Here is a 15,604-nt window from a genome sequence, read left to right as displayed (position 1 = left end):
TGGCTACAATATCTATTAGTAAATGCTCTTTACTTCTTTCTATTCTTGGATCGGTCAAGTTCTCAAAATGGTTTAAAAAACTAATGTTCAATAAGTCTGTCGGATTCGATACACCTATTGTTTTTTGTTGAGAAGTTAAAGTCGAAGTAAACCCTTTCGCCATCGCTCGCACCTATGAATTACGCACTTGATTTACCTAAATAATCCATCTTATCATGTTTTAGGTTGAAATTAAGATGCGTTTACCCTGGGACTGGAAGAGTTTATTTCTTGGATGTCCCTTAGTTAATAGCCGATGGCTCAATCTAAAATTAAAAGGTGAAAAACTAATTTTTCACCTTTTTAACTCTCGACTTTCAAATTGCCTGTTACTGAACAAACTTCTTGAAAGCCAGAGTCACGTTGTGGCCGCCAAATCCAAAAGAATTCGACAGCGCCACATCAACTTTGAGATCGCGGCTTGTATGAGGAACATAGTCCAAATCGCACTCAGGATCGGGATTTTCCAGATTAATTGTCGGCGGGATTTTGTCATTGGCGATCGACATTACCGTTGCCACCGCCTCAATTCCCCCAGAACCGCCCAAAAGGTGGCCGGTCATCGACTTGGTAGAACTAATAGCTACTTTGTAAGCGTGGTCTCCCAAAGTCCGCTTAATCGCTTTTGTTTCAGTAGAATCGTTGGGAAGCGTACTCGTGCCGTGAGCGTTGATATAGCTCACTTGATCCGGCGTCAAACCCCCATCCTTGAGCGCTAAAGCCATCGCCCGCGACGCACCTTCTCCCCCCGGTACCGGAGAAGTCATGTGGTACGCATCGCAAGTTAAACCGTAGCCGACGATTTCTGCGTAAATCTTCGCGCCACGCGCCAGAGCGTGTTCCATTTCTTCTAGAATCAGAATGCCAGCACCTTCGCCGACGACAAAACCATCACGATCGCGATCGAACGGACGGCAAGCATGAGTCGGGTCATCGTTGCGAGTCGAAAGCGCCCTCGCCGCAGCAAAACCGGCTACGCACAAAGGTGTCACCGCAGCTTCGGTACCGCCGCAAATCATGGCTTGCGCGTAACCCCCCTGAACTAGGCGAAACGCGTCACCCACCGCATTTGACCCGGCAGCGCAGGCCGTCACCGTGCAAGAGTTTGGTCCCTTAGCACCCGTTTGAATCGCCGTCAGACCTGCGGCCATATTCGCAATCATCATGGGAATCATAAACGGGCTGCATCGATCGGGGCCGCGATTCAGATAAATCTCTTGCTGGTCTTCCAAAACCTTCAGGCCACCAATGCCAGTGCCAAGAATGACACCCACCTGTTCTGCGTTCAGGTCGTTAATCTCAAACTTCGCATCAGCAACAGCTTGTTTACTCGCTGACACCCCAAATTGAGCAAAGCGATCCATCCGCTTTGCTTCCTTGCGCTCTAAATAGTCGTGTGGGTCGAAACCCTTCACCTCTGCGGCAAAGCGGCAGTCGTGCCGCGACGGGTCGAATAAGGTGATCGGGCCTATACCATTCTTCCCGGCAAGCAACCCGTCCCAATATTCGGACAAGGTATTGCCGATCGGTGTAATCGCGCCGAGACCCGTGATAACAACGCGCTTACGCTCTAAATTTGTCATGATTTCAGTTTCAAAAAATTAAACACCCAGAACGCAGAACAAAAGAGGAGTTTCCAGTTTTCTAACTTCTCTCCTCTTAGGGGAAAAGACAGGTATTTTATGCTTTTGGAGCTGCAAGTTGGCTGCTGATGAAATCTACAGAAGCTTGAACCGTAGTAATTCCTTCGGCTGCTTCGTCGGGAATTTCAATATCAAACTCTTCTTCCAAGGCCATGACCAGCTCTACAGTATCTAAGGAATCTGCTCCTAAATCGTTAGCAAAGTTGGCTTCTGGCTTGACTTCGCTCGGATCGACTTCCAGTTGCTCTGCCACAATTTTCTTGACTCTAGCAAAAATGTCGTCTTGGCTCATAACATCGTGTCCTCATTGGTTGCTGCGTATCTAATCTTATCCGAAAGGGGGATCTGCAGGAGAAACGCTGGCCGCTTTTCTAAGTGACACGGGCCAGCGACAATTGGCACACCGACGATCGCAGCAACTATAGGAGTAAGGCAAAAAAACCCAATAGCCCAAAATCAATCATCTCGTTTAGCCACCTGATAACGTTGATGAACCGGATTGTTGGTCAATGGTGCGTCAGTCATCAACTCAAAATGCTTGAGAAAAGCTGACAATTGGCTCCTAGCTAGGCGGGGATAGGTTAATTATAAAGAGGGAAAACTAAGCAGGAAGCCTCCCGCCTTCGATCGCTCAAGTTTCTTTTCCCGAACCTTGTGTCCCCAGCAGAAACGACTATGCCATCCCAAACTCTCAGATATGCTTACTTTCCCGGTTGCGTTGCCCAAGGGGCGGCCCGCGAACTTTACTTGTCTACAATGGCGCTAACTCAAGCGTTGGGGATTGAACTGGTGGAACTAAAGAAAGCTTCCTGCTGCGGTTCTGGTACTTTCAAGGAAGATTCGCAGTTGCTCGAAGATACTGTCAATGCCCGCAATATCGCTTTGGCTGAGGAACTGAATTTGCCTTTGCTCACGCATTGCAGCACTTGTCAAGGAGTAATCGGTCATGTGGACGATCGCCTCAAGGATTGCCAAAAAACCGATCCCAACTACATAGAAAAAGTCAACGGTTTACTCAAAAAACAAGGCTGTTCGCCTTATCAAGGCAGTACCGAGGTGAAACATCTGTTGTGGGCGATCGTTGCCGATTACGGGCTGGACGAGGTGCAGAAGCGAGTCACCCGCCAGCTTTCGGGTTTGAAGTGCGCGTCTTTTTACGGATGCTACCTCCTGCGAGCTCAGGATAAGCTGCTTTACGATGACCCGCACCAACCGGAATCGATGGAAAATGTATTTCGGGCGATCGGGGCAACTCCGGTTTACTATCGAGGGCGGACGCAGTGCTGCGGCTGGCCGTTGGCGAGTTATGCCACTGACCAATCTTTTGGGATGGCAGGCAAACATATTCAAGATGCTATTGACAATGGTGCGGATTGTATGGTGACGCCTTGTCCTCTGTGTCACTTGAATTTGGATTCGCGACAGCCGGAGGTGGAAAAAGTAATCGGGCGCAAGTTGGGTTTGCCCGTGTTGCATTTGTCGCAATTGGTGGCTTTAGCTTTGGGTGTGGAGCCGAAAAAACTAGGACTCGATCGACATATTGTGTCAACTAAGCCCGTGTTAGAAAAATTAGGCTTTTAGTCGATCGATTTGCGCCGCTTTGTAGTAAGGAATTTAGTCCTTTCTAATATCCAATCCCGTTTTGTAGTAAGGATTTTGGTTCTTTCTAATATCCAATCCCGTTAGCTCGGAATTATACCCGAATGCTAGCGGGAAGCTCGAGCGCGCTCATCCACTCTTGAGTTGATAGAAGATACCGTCCACAATTTGTCGTTTTGTCCCCAGAGGTGGTCTAGTCTTCTTCTTGTGGGGCAGGAATGGCGCTGCGGAGTTATCACTCTTTGTCGGTTAAGTTGCTCGACAATGTTATTTATTTCTGATCTTAGCTCGTCATCAAAGATCCCAAATGGGTTCTTTAAGCTATTGACGCCACCAAGAGATGAAGCGGTCTAAGGGTGAGGGCTTCAGCGGACGGCGTTGCACGGTAGCTACACCACTGATCACCTATGCCTCAGTTCCGTTGCCAGCCCTTGTTAGACTGCGATCGCTCTCTTCGCATTCGATAGCCCCGATCTCCACTCCACAGCAAGTGTGGTGGTTGGTAGGTTAATATGCAGACAACAGAAACAGAAGTTGTATACAATTACACAAAATAGTTTTTTAAGAGTTCCTAACTGCCTAATTATGGATAAGGAATCAGCAATGAAACGAAACCCAGTAAATCTCACACGTTCGGTATTCCTATGGGCAATGCTAGGAATCATTTGTGGTTTGTTTGCTGCAAGTTATTGGATATTTTTGTCTTACATGATGGTGGGATTTGAATATTTTAGTGGACATTCTCTACTAATCATCATGCCGCTTGCGGGTTTGCTCATCGGTTTGCTCATTCATTGGCTGGGAAATCCTGGCGAAATAGGGTTGATTATTGACAATATTCATCTCAATGGTGGGCGATTACCAATGAACGAGAATCCTTCGATGATTCTGTCGTCGCTAATCAGTATTGCAAGTGGAGGCAGTGCTGGTCCAGAAGCACCAATGGTGCAAGTCACAGGTTCAATTGGTACGTGGTTAGCCGATCGCTTTCAATTGCGTGGAGAGGCACTACGAACTTTGAGTATTGCTGGCATGGCATCTGGTTTTACAGTTTTGTTCGGCGCTCCATTGGGTGGTACTTTTTTTGCTTTAGAAATCCTGCATCATCAGAATGTGGTGGAGTATTTTGAAGCAATATTGCCTGCGGTCGTGGCAAGTTGTACAAGTTACACCATCTTTGTAGCAATTACCCAGCTAGGAATTGGTCCTACCTGGCATTTTCCTCAATACAATGTGGACAGCCTTTATGACTTTGGCGCAGCGATTGCTTATGGAATTGTAGGTGCGCTCATGGGGTGGCTTTTTATCGCTGTATTTCGCAGTGTAGGTCGCTTGTTTGATTCGATACCCAGTCCAATCTATGTGCGTACTACTTTAGCTGGGCTAGGACTTGGTGTTTTATCAGCTTTATTTCCGCTCACTCGTTTCTTTGGTGAACATCAAATTGAAAAAATTGTTGAGGGAAACTTTTCTTTGGGATTTGTCTTAACTTTAGTTATTGCTAAAGTGTTTGCCATTAGTACGACCGTAAATGGAGGCTGGCGCGGGGGGATTATCATCCCACTGTTTTTTATAGGAGCCTGTTTAGGAAAAGCAATCGCTATCATTAATCCCGCATCCAACGAGACTTTGGCAATGATTTGTGTAATGGCTGCTCTGAATTCAACAGTTACTCGAACTCCAATTAGTACAACTCTGCTACTCGCCAAATTGACAGGATTTAGCACTTTTACACCGATTCTCTTTGCTAGTCTCGTGGGTTTCTTCTTGGCTCCCCGATCTCCCTTCATTAGCTCACAGCGTAAAGTGGATTAACCAAAGGCTATAATTCCTCTAATAGCTCCGTGTAGTGGCGAAAAATACGTGCATTTTGCCAGTGCCGAGTCTAAAGGCTTCTGCCATTACAAATGCACCAATGGCATCACACAACATCTAGCCGTTGATACCAGTCAGCCTGCTGTTTTTGATCCATTACACAAAAGCCAGTGTGTACGATGACTGTGGCTTGATTGAAATGTTGAGTCACAACCTCGATGATTTTTACACTCGGGCCCGTCAATATTCCGAAGATTACCATTCTGCAAGGGCAAGGGGTATCACCCGGATAAGATCATCGCAGTTTGGTCAAGAACTTTGAGCCCGCTCTCACCAATGCCACTGCGAAACTCAATTTGTATTTCATGAGGCTGATGCTCAAACGGTTGGCGAATGATAGAGATCCCAAAAGGCTTCTATAACAGTCCCACCGTGAATAACTGTGAAGTTTTGTCGCTTTTTCGCGAAGTGCTTCCAGGCACTGCGGTAGACTAACCTTTAATTCTCTGTGCAGGCTATAGCGGTGGCACCTCGCCGTCAAATCTGTTAATTCGCAGAGGCAGCAAATTTTTAGTGACTCGTTGGGAGCCTTTATTCAATGTCTCATTCAGTCAAAATTTACGATACTTGCATCGGCTGCACTCAATGCGTCCGCGCTTGTCCGACTGACGTTTTGGAGATGGTGCCCTGGGATGGCTGCAAAGCAGCTCAGATTGCCTCATCTCCCCGCACCGAAGACTGTGTAGGCTGCAAGCGGTGCGAAACTGCTTGCCCCACCGATTTTCTGAGCATCCGGGTTTACCTGGGAGCAGAAACCACTCGCAGTATGGGTCTAGCCTACTAAATATCGATCGACACGCCGATCGAATTACAGGCACAAGAGAGGGGGCAATTTAATCGCCCCCTCTTTTTTGTCGCGGAATCTGCATTCTGGGGCCGGAAGAAGGTAAAAATGATAAAACGTGAGTTTTATTGCGATCGCTAAGCAGGAGTAGTACGTTAAATGTGCGGAATCGTTGGCTATATCGGCACGCAAGCAGCAAGCGAGATTTTGCTAGCAGGATTGGAGAAACTAGAATACCGGGGCTACGATTCAGCGGGCCTCGCTACCATCTCGGAAGGAGAAATTACCTGCATCCGAGCCAAGGGCAAATTGCACAACCTCCGGGAAAAGCTAGCAGAGATAGAATCTCCGGCTCCCATTGGCATCGGACACACCCGCTGGGCAACTCACGGCAAACCAGAGGAATATAACGCTCACCCTCACCTGGATAATAGCGGGCGAATTGCGGTAGTTCAAAATGGAATTGTCGAAAATTATCGCGATTTGCGGAAAGAATTGAAAGCAAAGGGACATAAATTTGTCTCCGATACCGATACAGAAGTGATTCCTCACTTAATAGCTGAGTTATTTGCAGAAGTAAAAAGGGAGAAGGAAGAAAGAAAAGAGAAAAAGCCCGAAAAAATTGCTGATTTGTCGTTTTTAGAAGTCGTTGCAAAGGTGGTAAATCGGTTAGAAGGAGCCTTTGCGATCGCCGTTATTTGCGCCGATTTTCCCGACGAAATAATTGTCGCCAGACAGCAAGCTCCTTTGGTGATTGGTTTTGGTGCTGGCGAATTTTTCTGCGCTTCCGACACGCCGGCCTTAGTCTCTCACACCCGCACTGTTTTGTCGTTGGAAAATGGTGAATTGGCAAGACTAACTCCGATGGGAGTCGAAGTTTACAGCTTTGCAGGAGAAAGGCTGAAAAAAAGCCCGCGCATCCTTGGTTGGAGTCCGGTTTTAGTCGAAAAGCAAGGCTTCAAACACTTCATGCACAAGGAGATTTACGAACAGCCCGCCGTAGTCCGAGCTTGTTTGGAGGCTTATTTAGACAGCGATTGGCAGCCGGGAAATCCGCGCTCTCCCATCAATCTCAACTTGCCCAAGGAACTTTGCGCCGATGTCGAACAAATTTCGATTCTCGCCTGCGGAACGAGCTGGCACGCCTCGCTAATTGGCAAATATTTGTTGGAACAATTAGCTAATATTCCCACTGCGGTGCAGTACGCTTCTGAGTACCGCTACGCACCGGCACCGCTGACAGCAAATACTCTAACTATTGGGGTAACACAGTCGGGAGAAACGGCGGACACACTGGCTGCTTTGGGGATGGAACAGCAGCGCCGCGCAGGTTTTACCGATAAATTTCGGGCGAGAATGTTAGGCATTACTAACAGAACCGAAAGTTCGATCGCCCACATGATGCCGCAGGTAATCAACACCCACGCTGGTATAGAAGTCGGCGTTGCTGCGACTAAAACTTTTGTGACTCAGTTGATGGCATTCTATTTCTTAGCTTTGGATTTGGCGCACCAGCGGCAAACAATCAGCACGGATAGATTGGCAGAAATTATTGCGGGTTTGCGCCAATTGCCAGCGGAAATTGAGAAGTTTTTGGAGATTCAAGAACAGTATGTGGAGGAATTGTCCCACCAGTTTACAGACACCCAAGATTTTATCTTTTTGGGGCGGGGAATTAACTTTCCGATTGCTTTGGAAGGGGCGCTGAAACTGAAGGAAATTAGCTACATTCACGCCGAAGGATATCCGGCGGGAGAGATGAAACACGGCCCGATCGCCCTTTTGGATGCGAAAGTGCCTGTAGTGGCGATCGCCATGCCAGGAAGCGTCTACGAAAAAGTGCTTTCCAACGCTCAAGAAGCGAAGGCCCGCGACGCCCGTTTAATTGGTGTCACGCCGAAACAAGGTATGGCGGAAGCCGATATTTTTGACCACGTTTTGCCGGTGCCTTTGGTGGATGAATTGTTGTCGCCGATTGTGACAGTGATTCCGCTGCAATTGTTGGCCTATCACATTGCAGCCCGTCGGGGTTTGGATGTGGATCAGCCACGAAATTTGGCGAAGTCGGTGACGGTAGAATAAAAGACTTCTGTTGGCAGTTGGCAGTGTGTTCTGAGAATAAAGTTGTACACTACCTTGAAAACCTTTCCGTACAACGTTTCTGAGTTCTAGTGTACAACTTTAGCGGAAAATTCTTGTACGGCACAGTAATACTTTCAAGCGTTTTCGGTGTACAACTTTATTTTTCATACACAGGTAGTTGGCAGTTGACTGTTGACTGTTGACTGTTAGCAGTTGTTATGGGTTATTTGTTATTTGTTATCAATAACCTTCCAGACTCTGCCTCCAATGCGCGATCACCTATTCCCTCTGGCTGACTCCGCAAATTGCGGCTAACAGCAACCAGCTTGTAGTATTGAGTCGGAAATCAAACAGCGTCACGTCTACAGTGTTAAATAGCGTACAGGCGACGAAGGCTAATAAATAACTGAAAAAAATTAGGCGATCTGCCGCTCTTACATCTTGACAAACCCTCTGACGTTTGCTGTTAGTTATAAGTTTTTGAGTAAACCCTAAAGCATTTTCCGCTACTTCCTGTGTTGCTATTTGCTCATGTTTGATATCCGCAGAAAACAGTGGCCAATTCGCCAGCATAAAAACACCCCTAGCCAAAACCCAACCAACTAAACCAAACAAAAAAAGGGTTGCGGGTATTCCAGTTTCCGCAGTCAACATCAGTATCAAACTGTGAGGATGACCGAGCCATTCTTTCATCTGAGCTTGATAGAGAGGCGTAAAATTTCGCAACCCCCAACCAGTCCAAGGACGCTGCTGAGTCATCGACAAAGCAAATTCCCACTGAGTTTTTCTCAAAGTAGCTGTTGGTCGATTTGGAAACATCTCGTCGGTGAGTCTAGCCCAAAAGAAAGCCGGAACAATTTTTCGTAAAGATTGCCGCAGTGGTTCCGGACCAAAGGCAGACAAAAAAATTGTGCTAGCCACACTCAAAACTGTAGCTAATAATTTTTTATAGCCCGCATAAAATGCAAAAGCCAAAACTGCCAAAACTGCCATTCCCCAAGCATTGCGAGAATTAGTAAAAATCAAAGCAACAGCATTTCCGATCGCTGCACAACTTAAAAATAAGAATTGGGAATTGGGAATTGGGAATTGGGAATTGAGAATTGGTAAGTCGTCACGACTGACAACTGCCAACTGACAACTGCCAACTGACAACTGACAACTGACTTCTTCCATCCACAGTCCCAGTGCTAAAATAAAAGCAATTGTCAGATAGCAAGCTAAAATATTAGCGTACATAAATACAGAAGCCATACGGCCGGGGGGATTGCCTTGGGGTGCGAGTACCCAGCCAAAAACAGGCTGCAATTGATCTATGCCACTCCAGCCTAAAAATTGCTGTCCCAAGCCTAAAATTATCACTGGAATTGAACTAATTACAATCATCCAAGACAATTGCCGCAATTGAGGCAAAGTTTGAATTAAACTGCTGAAAGCAGCAAACAATATAAAGAATGGCAAGAAATTGTACAACCCTATAAAAGCCTCAATGCGGTTGTGGGCAAAAACGGCTGTGATGACTAGCAACGCGCTCAGAATTGCGAATCCTCGATTCAACGGGCTGCGACTAATTTGACGGAACTTTTGCTTGCAAGTGCTGGCCAATCCCAGGAATAAACCTAAAGCTCCCAAAATTGGAATTAAGGGAAAAATCAGCATCCCCACTTGGGCGAAATTCCAAGGGATTTGCAGGCGGGGATCTGGATGTTTTTGGAGGCGAGACTTGAGATTTTCGGCTGTCAGTTTGGCAGCTAATTTCAACCGATTTTTGATATTCACCCACACTCCCAATCTCAAATCTAAAATCTACAATTTACCATCGTTAAGCTAGTTCCCAAACGCATTCCGATCGCGTCAAGCGTATTTGAGCTAAGGCAAAAATGGTCGGGATAATGCGGCCGTAGTTCGTGGAAATCGATCGCCAACCCAAATCCGCTAAAAACCAAGTCCACATCACCGGGCCGACCAACGAAAATACGCTCCGCGTCGCACCGTAACGAGCTGCACTCACCGCCATACCGCGCCGCGCCGTCTGAATTGCCACATAATTTTGAAACTGGGTTGCTGCAGTTGCAGTGCCTGCAAGCACTCCTTGTTTTGCCATTTGATAGGTGGCAAAATGCAGGGCAAATTGATTGGCCATTAGTTTGAGCAGCATTGGTCTTAAGATGGAACTAACAGCTAAAGCGCTGCCGCCTTTGAACAGTAAACCCAGCGGGTCTTTTTCAGCAGAAATTGGCAGGGGTTCTGAGAGTTTAGAATCAACGATCGCTCGCTGTACGCGCACTGTCAGCGCTTGCTGTTCATCTGCAGGTAAACGCTTCCACGCGCGGCCCATTAAGTGCAGAAATACTTCTGCCTCTAAGTCAGTGGTTGACAACTGTCTGGGATAAGGGATTTTGAGATAGCGACAAACTTGAATTAGTGCTTGTCTGTAAGTTACTTGTTGGGTTCGCCCTCTGAGTACCGTCAACCCGTCGGCTGCAAGATAGCGAAACCGCTGTTCTACGGCGTCGAGCCATGCTTGGCGATCGCGACTTTGTACATCTATCGGTGCGGGGGTTTGCACGTAATCTAAAGGGTTAAACTTGCGGCTGAACAGAAGTTCTGTTAGTTGCTGCAATTCTTCTTCTGTTGTCAATTCGAGTGCTGCTCTGAGTTCGTCCAAAATTTTGCCCTCCCCTATTCGATTTTAGATTTTAGATTTTAGATTGCTGCTGGTTGACAACCATTAGGATTTAGGATTTACCTACAGTGGCATTTATCGATCGGGTCTTAATCGTGGATTCGTGCTGTCCTTTATTCTACTACTTGGTGCAGGGCGATGGCGTCGGGCCCCGGAAGCTACGGCTCTTTTGAGTCGTCGGTAAGCTACAAATTCAGCTCGCAGCCTTTAAGCTGATGTTTAGATTCACAAGGCTGACTGATTGATTATGTTCGATGTTGCGGTGATTGGTGCGGGTATGGCGGGACTTAGTTGCGCTCAACGGTTGCGTCAAGCTGGTTATTCTGTGGCGGTCGTTGAGAAATCTCGCGGCGCGGGGGGACGTGTTGCTACCCGCCGCGTACAGGGTACTAGGGCCGATCACGGGGCGCGGTATCTGGAACCGCAGGGGGATGCGGTGCAGGGGTTAATTGAGGTTTTGGTCGATCGGGATCTCCTCAAACTCTGGACTGATACTGTCTGGGAATTCAGACAGGGGAAACTTTCTGCTATTGCTAGTTCATGTTATGTCCCACCTGCGGGTATGAATGCAATCGGTAAGTATCTGGCGGAGGGTGTAGAAATTTGGTTTGGCCGTCGCGTACAAGCTATTTCTACTACAGATAACCAAATGTGGCATCTTTCCCTAGAAGTCACTGACAGAAATTTAGAGTTCCCTCAAGAATTGATTGCTAAGGCTGTGGTTGTGGCAATTCCTGCTCCTCAAGCTTTAATATTTTTGAATTCTGAAATGGGTTTTTCTCCTAATTTTATTGACAAATTGCGTTCCGTAGAGTACGACCCTTGTATTACGGTGATGGCTGGCTATCCTGTGGCAAAACAGCACGATTTAAATAATCTAAATCCGCAGTGGAAATCTGTTTCGTTTCCCGATAATGCTGATTTAGCTTGGATTGGCTGGGACAGCAGCAAACGGCTCGATCCGCAGCCGCCGGTGTTTGTGGTTCACAGCAGCGCAAATTTTGCCGAACGCTCTTTAGAAGCTGCTGATTTACAAACTGTCGGTCAGGAATTGCTTTCGAGATATTCTGAATATTTAATCCCTTGGTTCAAAGAGCCAGAATGGTTGCAGGTTCACCGCTGGCGCTATGCTTTTTGTCGAAATCCTTTGCCTGTTTCTTGTTTGCCTGCTGGGGGGAATTTGCCGCTGGTTTGTGCGGGGGATTTGTGCGGGGAAGGTCAAATAGAAGGTGCTTTGCGATCGGGCTTGGCGGCGGCTATTTGGGTGAATTCTCAGTTGCACAATTTGCCCTTAGATTTCCGCCTAAATTGGTAATACGGCTACAGTTAACGTATCGATTTTTCCTCTAACGCTATGATTGCCATCCCGTCTGGGTTTAGCCAAGAAAATCACCTTGCCCTCGAACCTGATAATACCGTCCGGCATGAATAACGGATGTTAGGAAGAAGGAATAAGGAAGTTCGGCAACGGATTCGCTTTCTTCGGATGTAACGGATGTCAGTCCGATGTCCGTCGGAAGAAGGAAGAAGGGAAATGCAATTAGAGCAATGGTTTCAGTAGTTAAGAAGGTCGCCTGGAATCGGGCGCGGTTGCTACTTCTTCCTTCTTCGTTCGGCTAGAGTTATGAAAAATTAATCTAACGACTTACAAGAAAATGGAAAAATGGTGTAAACTCCCACTTTTCCAAATTTTTATTTTTGTGCTGTTTGCTGCTGTTTTGACTCTTGTTCTTGCATCTGCAATAACTCGGGAACTGTTACGAAAATGTACCCTTCCTTTCTCAGTTTAGCAATAATATCAGGCAAAGCTTTTACAGTTCTAGATCGATTGCCGCCGCCGTCGTGCATCAGCACAATGCCGCCAGAATTTGCCTGCCTCATCACGTTCTCCATTAAAGATTCCGTAAGAGTGCGCCAATCAAAAGAATCAGCAGACCACATCACAACTGCATAATTTTTCTTTTGAGCGTAAGCTGTCAATCCATTGTTTAAAATGCCTCCTGGCGGTCGGAACATCGATGTTTGGATGCCGGTCAAGTCCTCAATTAAGGCTGAAGTGCGATCGATCTCGCGAGCTGCACCGTCTTCGTTATACTGAAGGTATTCATGGTTCCAAGTGTGGTTGCCGATCGCGTGACCGGCTGCTGCGACCTGTTTGCCAATTTCGGGAGAATTTTTCAGGTATCTTCCTACCCAGAAGAATGTAGCCTTAATATTATTTTCCTTGAGAATATCTAAGATTTGTGTAGTTGTTTTCGGCCAAGGGCCGTCGTCAAATGTCAGGGCGATCGCCTTGTGCTGGGAGTCGAGTTTCGCGTGACTAATGGTTGTACCTTGAAACTGATCCGGTACGGCTGATTGAAATCGGATTGCCTGCACTTGGGCTAGAGCCTGTTGGGAAAATTCTACTCGATTGGCGATCGCCTCGGAGAACTTATTAATATTGGACATCGGCGGTTGTTCTTGCGACTGGGATACGGCCAAGACTTGCGCCTGAATCGGTTGCAATGGCTGACTGGCCCGCAAGTTAATCGGCCATGTCACACCCAGCAAAAAACTTCCTGTGGCTGCCATAAAAGCAACGATGAAAGTTTTTCGCCGCCTCCACAGCAGTTTCAATTTTGTCACGTCCTTCTCTCCTTCACACCTTGCACAGTTAATTTGAGATTTTATGTTGATATCACGTTAATCCACTTAAGAGGATAATCTTAAATTGGACTGCCCCTAAAAATGCTACTGGAAATAACCTATCGCGGGGAAGTCCATCCGGATAAAAAAATTTAAGATTTGTACGCCTGAAATGCCCTAACGCATGAAAACGCGGGATGGTTGAACTTTTCCCCAGCCAGGGGGACGAATTTCAAATCGGATTCATGGCACGATATTCTTAGGGGCTCAGCCCGCATGGACCCGCGTCCCTACCTGACACTGCAAGTTGGTTTAACGTGAGATGTTGCACTATTATTAATAAGCCTTTCAAGGGCGGGCTAGAAGATCCCAACCCCTACTCCCCACAAGAAAATTTAGCCTTTGTGGAACAGGCCCAAAAGCCTGTGCGAGCGAGAATCGTGCAAGATGTGAGTTTAACCCGATTTGATATGAGGGCGATCGCGCGCCCCCAGGGTTGTAAAATTAAGTTTTAGCGCCGATTCTCTCTTTGTACAAGACGACAATCCGATCGATAACTTCAGCAACAGTCAGATTGTCTGTTTGAATTTCCACAGCATCGGCCGCTTTACGCAAAGGTGCAAGCGCGCGGGTGCTGTCCTTTTCGTCCCGCAGGGCGATGTCTTGTTCCAATTGGGCCAAGCTAATATTAGCCCGCTCGGTATCTTTAAGTTCTAACAGCCGCCTGCGCGATCGCTCTTGTACCGAAGCCGTCAAAAAAATCTTCAGTTCCGCATCGGGAAAGACGTTAGTGCCGATATCGCGGCCTTCTGCTATAATCCCGCCTTTTATGCCGCAGCGCCGCTGTTCCTCCACCAGAAACTGCCGCACGGCCGGAATTGCCGCCATTTGCGAGACGCGGGATGTGACTTCCAAACTGCGAATTGCCTCGGTTACGTCTTCGCCGTTAATCTTCAACATCTTTGATGCGGGATCGAGATTGTATTCCAAATAACTGGAACTGATTAATTCAGCGATCGCGCATTCGTCGGAAATTGGCGTGTCTGTTTTCAATGCCAGCCAAGTCAGCGCCCGATACATCGCACCGGTATCCAGATAAAACAAGTTCAAAGCAGTTGCGGCAAGGCGAGTTACGGTAGATTTGCCTGCTCCCGCCGGGCCGTCGATCGCCACAATGGGCCGACGATTCCTGAGAATTATATTGTCAATCAAACGAGTAGAGCCAACTCTGGCGGCCACGGCTAAAAGTCCCGCTGTTTCCACAAGCTGCAAGGGCGTCAAAGTGTCGGGATCGACGAGTTCGGCGTATTCGAGCTTGACTGCAGGTTCTGCTGCGACTGCTGCGCGGGCGGCAGCGAGTGCGGTCACTGCGGTGCGGTCGCCTGAAGCAAAAGTTTCCGAGGCTTGTTGCAGCGCGCGGTAGAGTACGGAGGCTTGCTGTTTTTGCTCTGCTGTTAAATACTGATTGCGAGAACTCATTGCCAGTCCCGACTCTTCGCGGACGATCGGACAAGCGACAATCTCTACAGGCAAGTTAAAATCAAAGACCAGCTTCCGAATAATTGCTAGCTGCTGGGCGTCTTTTTGACCGAAATAAGCTTTTGTCGGCTGCACCAAACTCAAAAGTTTAGTAACAATTGCCGCGACGCCCTGAAAATGACCGGGCCTTGCTTTGCCGCACAAAACCGATGTCATCGCCGGCGGCGGGACTACTTGAGTTAAGGAGGAAAGGTGAATCTCTATCTGTTTTTCGGCGGTTTGCTCTGTTTCTGTGCCGACTGCTTGATGGCCGAACATTTCCGTTGCTGAGGGAGCAAATATGGCGTCAACCCCAGCTTGTTCGCACAACAGCCGATCTTGCTCGAAATTCCGAGGATAATCTTGAAAATCTTCTGTCGGCCCAAATTGCAGCGGGTTGACAAAAATGCTGACCAGGGCGATCGCATTTTCTTGCCTTGCCCGCTGGATCAAGCTCAGATGCCCTGCGTGCAAAGCTCCCATCGTCGGCACCAAACCGACTGTCAAATGAGGTGCAGCAGATTTTTGTAAATTTAAGTAGCAGCGAAGTGCTGCAATGGTAGTAAACAGGCGCACCGGTAGAATCTCCTGAAGGCATTCGGCAGAATACAGAGTTTATTTGTCAGAATTTGTTCGACTTGACATCTTGCACCATCCTCAAGAACAGGTAAAATGCCTCTTCCACAAAGAATGGTGGAAGATGTCAGTTTTATTCTACTTTCTGCTTTCTAAAGTTCGGATAACTTTTGT

11 protein-coding genes are annotated in these 15,604 nt (G+C 47.4%); 5 read left to right on the top strand and 6 right to left on the bottom strand.

Annotation, left to right across the window (positions count from 1 at the left end):
* Positions 1-368: 368 nt before the first annotated feature.
* Both fabF and acpP read right to left on the bottom strand, forming a co-directional pair.
* Complete coding sequence (gene fabF / locus QUA53_RS08425; RefSeq protein WP_333096267.1) at positions 369-1,622, bottom strand: beta-ketoacyl-ACP synthase II; 1,254 nt, start codon at positions 1,620-1,622, stop codon at positions 369-371.
* Between the two features lie 97 nt (positions 1,623-1,719).
* Positions 1,720-1,974, bottom strand: coding sequence for an acyl carrier protein (gene acpP, locus QUA53_RS08420; protein ID WP_333071912.1), 255 nt, complete (start codon positions 1,972-1,974; stop codon positions 1,720-1,722).
* Positions 1,975-2,357: 383 nt separating this feature from the next.
* On the opposite strand from acpP, the gene QUA53_RS08415 reads away from it, so the two are divergent.
* The 4 genes from QUA53_RS08415 to glmS all read left to right on the top strand — a co-directional run bounded on the left by QUA53_RS08415 (position 2,358) and on the right by glmS (position 8,022).
* Positions 2,358-3,263 (top strand): CoB--CoM heterodisulfide reductase iron-sulfur subunit B family protein, encoded by a 906-nt coding sequence (locus QUA53_RS08415; RefSeq protein ID WP_333096265.1) that lies wholly within the window; start codon positions 2,358-2,360, stop codon positions 3,261-3,263.
* 603 nt (positions 3,264-3,866) lie between these two features.
* Positions 3,867-5,096, top strand: coding sequence for a chloride channel protein (locus QUA53_RS08410; protein ID WP_333096263.1), 1,230 nt, complete (start codon positions 3,867-3,869; stop codon positions 5,094-5,096).
* Between the two features lie 598 nt (positions 5,097-5,694).
* Positions 5,695-5,940, top strand: coding sequence for a photosystem I iron-sulfur center protein PsaC (psaC, locus tag QUA53_RS08405; RefSeq protein WP_015175986.1), 246 nt, complete (start codon positions 5,695-5,697; stop codon positions 5,938-5,940).
* Positions 5,941-6,099: 159 nt separating this feature from the next.
* Complete coding sequence (gene glmS, locus QUA53_RS08400) at positions 6,100-8,022, top strand: glutamine--fructose-6-phosphate transaminase (isomerizing) (RefSeq protein WP_333096261.1); 1,923 nt, start codon at positions 6,100-6,102, stop codon at positions 8,020-8,022.
* A 279-nt stretch (positions 8,023-8,301) separates the two neighbouring features.
* Here glmS and QUA53_RS08395 read toward each other — a convergent pair whose 3' ends face one another.
* Both QUA53_RS08395 and QUA53_RS08390 read right to left on the bottom strand, forming a co-directional pair.
* Positions 8,302-9,801, bottom strand: coding sequence for an O-antigen ligase family protein (locus QUA53_RS08395; protein ID WP_333096259.1), 1,500 nt, complete (start codon positions 9,799-9,801; stop codon positions 8,302-8,304).
* Between the two features lie 43 nt (positions 9,802-9,844).
* On the bottom strand, positions 9,845-10,690 hold the full coding sequence (locus QUA53_RS08390) for a YaaW family protein (RefSeq protein ID WP_333096257.1): 846 nt from the start codon (positions 10,688-10,690) through the stop codon (positions 9,845-9,847).
* Positions 10,691-10,955: 265 nt separating this feature from the next.
* On the opposite strand from QUA53_RS08390, the gene QUA53_RS08385 reads away from it, so the two are divergent.
* Positions 10,956-12,023 (top strand): FAD-dependent oxidoreductase, encoded by a 1,068-nt coding sequence (locus tag QUA53_RS08385; RefSeq protein WP_333096256.1) that lies wholly within the window; start codon positions 10,956-10,958, stop codon positions 12,021-12,023.
* A gap of 377 nt (positions 12,024-12,400) precedes the next feature.
* Here QUA53_RS08385 and QUA53_RS08380 read toward each other — a convergent pair whose 3' ends face one another.
* Positions 12,401-13,336, bottom strand: a complete 936-nt coding sequence (locus QUA53_RS08380) for a polysaccharide deacetylase family protein (RefSeq protein WP_333096255.1) — start codon at positions 13,334-13,336, stop codon at positions 12,401-12,403.
* 504 nt (positions 13,337-13,840) lie between these two features.
* Entirely contained in the window at positions 13,841-15,430 is a 1,590-nt protein-coding gene (locus QUA53_RS08375; RefSeq protein ID WP_333096253.1) for a bifunctional pantoate--beta-alanine ligase/(d)CMP kinase, read from the bottom strand.
* Positions 15,431-15,604 lie beyond the last annotated feature (174 nt).

It is taken from the genome of Microcoleus sp. Pol12B3 (genome assembly GCF_036701355.1).
Taxonomy (GTDB): Bacteria; Cyanobacteriota; Cyanobacteriia; order Cyanobacteriales; family Microcoleaceae; genus Microcoleus.
This window is presented reverse-complemented; position numbering and strand designations above follow the sequence as displayed.

Coding starts and splice junctions, on each gene's coding strand:
- fabF (WP_333096267.1), bottom strand. CDS start 1,622: ATGACAAATTTAGAGCGTAAGCGCGTTGTTATCACGGGTCTCGGCGCG.
- acpP (WP_333071912.1), bottom strand. CDS start 1,974: ATGAGCCAAGACGACATTTTTGCTAGAGTCAAGAAAATTGTGGCAGAG.
- QUA53_RS08415 (WP_333096265.1), top strand. CDS start 2,358: ATGCCATCCCAAACTCTCAGATATGCTTACTTTCCCGGTTGCGTTGCC.
- QUA53_RS08410 (WP_333096263.1), top strand. CDS start 3,867: ATGGATAAGGAATCAGCAATGAAACGAAACCCAGTAAATCTCACACGT.
- psaC (WP_015175986.1), top strand. CDS start 5,695: ATGTCTCATTCAGTCAAAATTTACGATACTTGCATCGGCTGCACTCAA.
- glmS (WP_333096261.1), top strand. CDS start 6,100: ATGTGCGGAATCGTTGGCTATATCGGCACGCAAGCAGCAAGCGAGATT.
- QUA53_RS08385 (WP_333096256.1), top strand. CDS start 10,956: ATGTTCGATGTTGCGGTGATTGGTGCGGGTATGGCGGGACTTAGTTGC.